This window comes from Microbacterium sp. K35 (assembly GCF_004794375.1).
In the GTDB taxonomy this organism is placed as follows: Bacteria; Actinomycetota; Actinomycetes; order Actinomycetales; family Microbacteriaceae; genus Microbacterium; species Microbacterium sufflavum.
In genome coordinates, this window is record NZ_SSDM01000302.1 from 1 (window position 1) to 6,126 (window position 6,126).

Annotated in this window: 9 protein-coding genes; 7 read left to right on the plus strand and 2 right to left on the minus strand. The window is 72.5% G+C overall.

The window, feature by feature from the left end; genetic code table 11:
- The 4 genes from DW299_RS11750 to DW299_RS11765 all read left to right on the plus strand — a co-directional run.
- A partial coding sequence (locus tag DW299_RS11750) for a PfkB family carbohydrate kinase (RefSeq protein ID WP_240745393.1) occupies positions 1-248 on the plus strand: 248 nt, incomplete at its 5' end.
- 16 nt (positions 249-264) lie between these two features.
- Positions 265-669 (plus strand): D-ribose pyranase, encoded by a 405-nt coding sequence (gene rbsD / locus DW299_RS11755; RefSeq protein WP_136029452.1) that lies wholly within the window; start codon positions 265-267, stop codon positions 667-669.
- Positions 669-1,481: a GntR family transcriptional regulator gene (locus DW299_RS11760; protein ID WP_136029450.1), complete on the plus strand. Its 813-nt coding sequence runs from the start codon at positions 669-671 to the stop codon at positions 1,479-1,481. The genes rbsD and DW299_RS11760 overlap by 1 nt, the downstream gene beginning before the upstream one ends.
- Positions 1,482-1,506: 25 nt before the next feature.
- The gene (locus DW299_RS11765; protein ID WP_136029448.1) at positions 1,507-2,565 is read left to right on the plus strand and encodes a PLP-dependent cysteine synthase family protein; all 1,059 of its coding nucleotides are present in this window, start codon (positions 1,507-1,509) and stop codon (positions 2,563-2,565) included.
- Positions 2,566-2,581: 16 nt separating this feature from the next.
- Here DW299_RS11765 and DW299_RS11770 read toward each other — a convergent pair whose 3' ends face one another.
- Positions 2,582-3,451 (minus strand): FHA domain-containing protein, encoded by an 870-nt coding sequence (locus DW299_RS11770; protein WP_136029446.1) that lies wholly within the window; start codon positions 3,449-3,451, stop codon positions 2,582-2,584.
- 12 nt (positions 3,452-3,463) lie between these two features.
- Positions 3,464-3,730 (minus strand): hypothetical protein, encoded by a 267-nt coding sequence (locus DW299_RS11775; RefSeq protein WP_136029443.1) that lies wholly within the window; start codon positions 3,728-3,730, stop codon positions 3,464-3,466.
- A 211-nt stretch (positions 3,731-3,941) separates the two neighbouring features.
- Here DW299_RS11775 and DW299_RS11780 point away from each other — a divergent pair, with 211 nt between their 5' ends.
- The 3 genes from DW299_RS11780 to DW299_RS11790 are packed head-to-tail and all read left to right on the plus strand — an operon-like array spanning position 3,942 to position 6,034.
- The gene (locus DW299_RS11780) at positions 3,942-4,772 is read left to right on the plus strand and encodes a DUF4397 domain-containing protein (protein ID WP_136036702.1); all 831 of its coding nucleotides are present in this window, start codon (positions 3,942-3,944) and stop codon (positions 4,770-4,772) included.
- Positions 4,769-5,431, plus strand: a complete 663-nt coding sequence (locus DW299_RS11785; protein ID WP_240744502.1) for a class F sortase — start codon at positions 4,769-4,771, stop codon at positions 5,429-5,431. The genes DW299_RS11780 and DW299_RS11785 overlap by 4 nt, the downstream gene beginning before the upstream one ends.
- A 39-nt stretch (positions 5,432-5,470) precedes the next feature.
- Positions 5,471-6,034, plus strand: coding sequence for an RNA polymerase sigma factor (locus tag DW299_RS11790; RefSeq protein WP_136036703.1), 564 nt, complete (start codon positions 5,471-5,473; stop codon positions 6,032-6,034).
- Positions 6,035-6,126 lie beyond the last annotated feature (92 nt).

Here is a 6,126-nt window from a genome sequence, read left to right on the forward strand (position 1 = left end):
CGGAGGGCGCGACGGTCGTCCCGCCGTTCCCCGTCGAGGCCGTCGACACCACGGCCGCGGGCGACGCCTACGCGGGCTACCTCGGTGCCGCCCTCGCGAGCGGCAGCACCCTCACCGACGCCGTGCGCCTGGCGACCGCCGCCGGCGCCCTCGCCGTCACGAAGCAGGGCGCGTCGCCGAGCCTTCCGCACCGCGCCGAGGTCGACGCGTTCCTCACCGAGCGCGAGACCGCCCCCGTCGCGAACTGACCAGCCAGGAGCACCGATGCGCAAGACGTCCACCACGATCAACCCCGCCCTGTCCCGGGTGATCAGCGAGACCGGCCACACCGACACGATCGTCGTGACCGACGCCGGCCTTCCCATCCCCCCGGGGTCGGAGCGCATCGACCTGGCCTACCGCCCGGGCGCCCCCGCCTTCCTCGACGTGCTCGACACCGTGCTCGCCGAGCTCGTGGTGGAGGGCGCCACGGTATCCGCGGAGGTCGCGGAGAAGAGCCCGGAGGTGCTGGATGCCCTGCGCGAGCGCTTCGCCGGGATGGGCTTCGAGATCGAGCTGGTGCCGCACGTCGAGTTCAAGCAGCGCACCCGCACGGCACGGGCGTTCGTGCGCTCCGGCGAGTTCACCCCGTATGCGAACGTGATCCTGCACGCGGGGGTGGCGTACTGATGACCACCGTCGAGGACGCGATCGACCGCCACTCCGCCGCCCCCATGTACGACCAGCTGCGGCAGCTGATCATCGACGGCATCGCCCGCGACGGCCTGCAGCCCGGCGACCCGCTGCCCGGCGAGCACCGCCTGTGCGAGCGCTACGGCATCTCGCGCACGGTCGTGCGCCAAGCGCTCGCGCAGCTCGAGCACGAGGGGCTGGTCGAGCGGGTGAAGGGGAAGGGCACGTTCGTCTCCCGCCCGCGCACGAGCGAGAGCCTGGTGCACACCCTCGTCGGCCTGTACGACGACGTGGAGCGTCGCGGCGGGCACGTGCACAGCGACGTGCTGCGGCACGAGCAGACCGTGGCCGACGAGGAGGTCGCGCTGGCGCTGGAAGTGCCGGTCGGGTCGCCCGTGGTGGCGCTCGAGCGGCTGCGGCACGTCGACGGGGAGCCCTGGTCGCTGTCGACCACGTGGATGCCCGAGGCCGTCGGCGGGGTCACGCTCGGCGCCGACCTGACCGAGGGGTCGCTGTACCGGCTGCTGGCGATGCACGGCATCGTGGCGACGCACGGCGTGCGCTCCGCGGAGGCGACCGTCGCCACGCACGAGCAGGCGCAGCACCTGGGCGTCAGCGCCGGCTCGGCCCTGCTCCGGCTGCGCAGCGTCAGCCGCAGCGAGGACGGCACGCCCATCGAGTACTTCATCGCCTACCACCGCGGCGACCGTTCGCGCTTCGAGTTCCAGTTGCAGCAGGAGCAGTCGCAGGCGTCGCTGCTGCACGTCGACGGCGACGGCGGGGCCTCGCCCGCGGGTACCGTCGGCTGAGGGCAGCCCCACTACGCTCGAAGACATGAGCGACTGGACCAGCACCGCGATCGCCCTGCTGGAAGCCGACGCGAACCGCAGCGCCGACACGCACCTGCACCTGTTCCCGCTGCCGGCCGAGTGGGGCATCGACCTGTACCTGAAGGACGAGTCGGTGCACCCGACGGGCTCGCTCAAGCACCGGCTGGCGCGGTCGCTGCTGCTGTACGGGCTGGTGAACGGGCGCATCCGCGAGGACACGACGCTGGTGGAGTCGTCGAGCGGGTCGACCGCCGTGTCCGAGGCGTACTTCGCGCGGATGCTCGGTCTGCCGTTCATCACCGTGGTACCCCGGTCGACCGTGCAGGAGAAGATCGACCTGATCGAGTTCTACGGCGGGACCTGTCACTTCGTGGACCGCGCAGAGGACATGTCGCCGGAGGCCCAGCGCCTGGCGTCGGTGTGCGGCGGCCACTACCTCGACCAGTTCACGTTCGCGGAGCGCGCGACCGACTGGCGCGGCAACAACAACATCGCGGAGAGCGTGTTCAGCCAGCTCGCCCAGGAGCGGCATCCGATCCCGCGGTGGATCGTCATGGGTGCGGGCACCGGCGGCACGAGCGCGACCTTCGGCCGCTACGTGCGCTACCGCCGGCACGACACCCGGATCGCGGTGGTCGACCCCGAGGGCTCCGCCTTCTACGACGGATGGGCCGGGACCGTCGACCCGCCCGCCGGGCGCCCGAGCCGCATCGAGGGCATCGGCCGCCCCCGCGTGGAGGCATCCTTCGTCCCGACCGTGATCGACGAGATGATCCAGGTGCCCGACGCGGGCTCGATCGCCGCGATCCGCCTGCTGCGCGAGCGCACGCTGCACTGGGCGGGCGGCTCCACCGGCACCAACCTCTCCGGTGCGTTCCAGCTCATCGCCCGCATGCGTGCCGCGGGCGAGACCGGCAGCGTCGTGACCCTCATCTGCGACAGCGGCGTGCGCTACGCCAACACCTACTACTCCGACGAGTGGGTCGCGCAGCAGGGGTGGGACCTCGCCCCGCACCGCGCCCGCCTGGAGCACTTCCTCGCGACCGGGGTCTGGGCGGACTGATGCTCGCGGTGCCGGGTCAGCCGAGCTCGCCGGAGCCGTAGGGTCGCACCGGCTGCTGCTTCTGGAACTCGTATTCCCCGCCCTGACGCCCGCCGAACGGACGACCGTGGTCGGCGAACTCCTCCCGGTAGTAGGCGAGGCGCCAGGTGCCCAGCTCGATCCGCGAGCCGGTGCGGAGGATGCGCGCGCCGTCCGAGCTGTGCGGCAGGTTCGGCCACCCGCCGCCGGTGGGGGCGTGCGGGTACAGCACGTACTCGTCGTCCTCGTTGTGCCGGATCTCGGCGTGCACCGCTTCGAGTCCGTCGAGCCGCAGATCGGCGTCGGGACTCGAGCCGATCACGGTCCGGTCGGGCAGCAGGTCGAACTCGCGCGGACGGCTGCGGTCCCAGTCGCCCGAGCCGACCGAGAAGATCAGGCGCGGGCGTCCCGAGCCGGGCAGGTAGTGCGTCGTGGTCACGCGACGGCGGACGTGGCGCACCACGGTGGGCACGAGCGGGAACAGCGTGCCGGGCGGGATGGAGAGCAGCGAGCCGCCGCCGCGGTCGCGGTCGCGGCGCTGCAGTTCCGTCAGCAGCGTGGTGAGGTGGCCGAGCCGGATGTGCGGTGATCCCGCGACCGCGCGACCCACGGGTCCCGACCGCACGTCGCCGAACTCCACCAGGGTGCCGCGCGGTCCCTCCACCCGCACCCGGATGCCGCGGCGCGCGAGGCCGTCCGCGACGGGGGCGAGCTGCGCGAGGTCGCGGCGACCCATGCCGCCGAGGGTGGACGTGTCCGCGATCGTGACGACGACCTCGCGTCCCGCCGCGTGCACGGTGAACCGCGTGGGGGTGTCGTCGTCCGGGCCGCGGTGCTCGACCTCCAGGTCGATGTCGAGGCGGATCATGGTCGTATCCGCTCAGGCGGCGTGCGGTCCGTCGGTGGCGCGGTCGCTCGTGGTCACCCGCAGGGTGCCGTTGAACTTCCAGGTGGCGCGGGGCGCGTCGGGGCCGATGTCGCGCGGCACCTCGACGGTCATGTCCTCGAAGGTGTAGTTCACCGCCGCTCCTCGGCCGGTCAGGTACGCCCACATCTCCCGGCCGAGATCGGTCCAGTCGGTGATGGAGGCGCCGGTCGGGCCGGTGGAAGACGAGAACAGTTCGGCGGGGTGGTTCGTGTCGCTCATGGCGTGCTCCTTTGCCGGGTCCGGGTGTGTGGATGCGATTATGCGCGCGGTCCCGATCGAAGTCCATCGGTTTCTGGGCACCGTCTAAAAAAGCACCACCGGAACCGGAGAGTGCCGACAAGATCGGGTTCGGGTGCATCCGCCGACCGCCCTCGCCCGGAATAAGGGGGCAATGGGTGGCGACCGCCGCCCCTGTTCAAGGAGGAGCATCGTGCGAAGAATCACCACAGCCGGCCTCGTCGTCGGACTACTGGCCGCAGCGGCCCTGGCCACGCCCGCGACCGCCGCGACCACCGGCAGCGCCCAGCTCTCGGTGCTGCACGCCATCCCGAACACCCCGGTCGACGTGTACGTCAACGGCGAGCGCACCATCGACGACTTCCAGCCCGGCTCACTGGCCGGTCCGCTGGAACTCCCCGCCGGCAGCTACGAGGTCGCGCTGACCGCGCCGGACGCGGCCGACGCGAGTGCGCCCGTGCTCGGCCCGGCGACGCTGACCCTCACGGCCGGTGCCAACTACACCGCCGTCGCGCACCTCACCGAGGCGGGCGACCCCGGGCTGAACCTCTTCACGAACGACACGTCCCCCACCGCACCCGGCCAGGGGCGGCTCACGGTCCGTCACGTCGCGGCCGCGCCCGCCGTCGACATCCTCGCCGGCGGCTCACCGGTGGTCGAGGACCTGACCAACCCGAACGAGGCGACGCTGAACCTGCCCGCCGGGAACGTCTCGGCCGCCGTCGCCCTCGCCGTCACCACCGACCCCGTGCTCGGCCCGCAGGACGTGGCGGTGCAGGACGGCGTGCTCACGATCCTGTACGCGTGGGGCAGCGCCGAGGAGGGCACCCTCGCCATCGCCGCACAGACGGTCTCGGGACTGCACACCAACCCCGGCGGCGTGCCCTCCGGCACCGCGGGCTACGCGGCGCAGCGGGACGCCGACACCGTCATCGTCCTGGCGACGGCACTGATCGGCCTGGCGATGATCGCGGCTGCGGGTGCGACGGTCGCCGTGCGTCGTCAGCGGATCGCGCGCCGATGAGACCGGGGGCGCTGCGCCGCCGCATCCGGCGAGGACTCCTCGCCGGATGCGGTGCCGCGTGCGCGGCGCTCCTGATCGCCTGCACCCCCGTGGGGGCGGGCGAGGTGATGACGTCGGATCCCCCCTCCGACCCCCCACGCTCGCCGTCGCCCGCCCCCACCTCGACGCTGCGCCCGGAGACGCACTCCGCCGAGCTGCCCGCACCGCAGCCCACGACCCCTCCGACCCGGCTGCGCATCCCCGACCTCGGCGTCGACATGACCGTGGTCGACGTGGGAGTGGAGCCGACAGGGCAGATGCAGCTCCCGGAGGACCCGGCGGTGGCGGGGTGGTACCGGTACGGCGCCGATGCCGCCAGCACGGCCGGACTCGTCGTGCTGGCCGCGCACGTGGACGCCGTCGGATACCCCATCGGCCCGCTCTCCCGGTTGCGCGAGCTCGGCGCCGGAGCGACCGTCGAGGTGACCGACGCGAACGGCGTGCCCCGGACCTACGCGGTGGAGTCGCTGGCCTTCTACGAGAAGGCGGCTCTCCCCACCGGGGAGCTGTTCGCCAGGGAGGGCCCGCCCGGCCTGGTCCTCATCACGTGCGGAGGACCCTTCGACAGCACGACCGGCCACTACCGCGATAATGTCGTCGCCATCGCACGGCCCGCCTGAGCACCCGCACCCGACGCCCCGAACGGAAGGGAGGCGCGCATGACCTCCGCGGACGACCCCGACGACGAGACGCAGCTCAACGAGCGCTTCGTCCGGGGCGACGAGGATGCCCTCGCCGAGCTGTATCGGCGGTGGTCACCGGTGGTGTTCACGCTCGCGTTGCGCTCCCTCGGTGATCGCGCCGACGCCGCCGACGTGACGCAGCGCACGTTCGTGTCGGCCTGGACGTCGAGAACGGGGTACGACCCGTCGAAGGCCCGCCTGAGCACGTGGCTGGTGACCATCGCCCGGCGCCGCATCGCCGACATGCACGAGTCGCGGGCCCGCATCCAGCGGCTGCAGGAGGAGATGATGCGCGTCACCTCTCCCGACGATCTCGTCAGCGCACCGGTCGACCTGTCGCAGTCCATCCTGATCGCGAACGAGATGCGGCAGCTGCGACCCGAGGCGCGCGAGGTCATGCGGCTGGCGTTCTTCGACGACCTGACGCACGAGGAGATCGCCCGACGGCTGGACATGCCACTGGGTACCGTGAAGAGCCACATCCGCCGGAGCCTCTCCCGTATGCGCGACCGATTGGAGGTCAACCGTGTCGCACCTTGACCCCGAGCAGCTCGCCCTGCTCGCGCTCGGCGAGCCGGTCGCCTCCGAGCGCGAGCGCGCGCACCTCGACCAGTGCCGGGCGTGCGCCGCCG

What these genes read in the sequence shown, in the direction of transcription:
- rbsD (WP_136029452.1), top strand. Translation starts at nt 265, where the DNA reads ATGCGCAAGACGTCCACCACGATCAACCCCGCCCTGTCCCGGGTGATC.
- DW299_RS11760 (WP_136029450.1), top strand. Translation starts at nt 669, where the DNA reads ATGACCACCGTCGAGGACGCGATCGACCGCCACTCCGCCGCCCCCATG.
- DW299_RS11765 (WP_136029448.1), top strand. Translation starts at nt 1,507, where the DNA reads ATGAGCGACTGGACCAGCACCGCGATCGCCCTGCTGGAAGCCGACGCG.
- DW299_RS11770 (WP_136029446.1), bottom strand. Translation starts at nt 3,451, where the DNA reads ATGATCCGCCTCGACATCGACCTGGAGGTCGAGCACCGCGGCCCGGAC.
- DW299_RS11775 (WP_136029443.1), bottom strand. Translation starts at nt 3,730, where the DNA reads ATGAGCGACACGAACCACCCCGCCGAACTGTTCTCGTCTTCCACCGGC.
- DW299_RS11785 (WP_240744502.1), top strand. Translation starts at nt 4,769, where the DNA reads ATGAGACCGGGGGCGCTGCGCCGCCGCATCCGGCGAGGACTCCTCGCC.
- DW299_RS11790 (WP_136036703.1), top strand. Translation starts at nt 5,471, where the DNA reads ATGACCTCCGCGGACGACCCCGACGACGAGACGCAGCTCAACGAGCGC.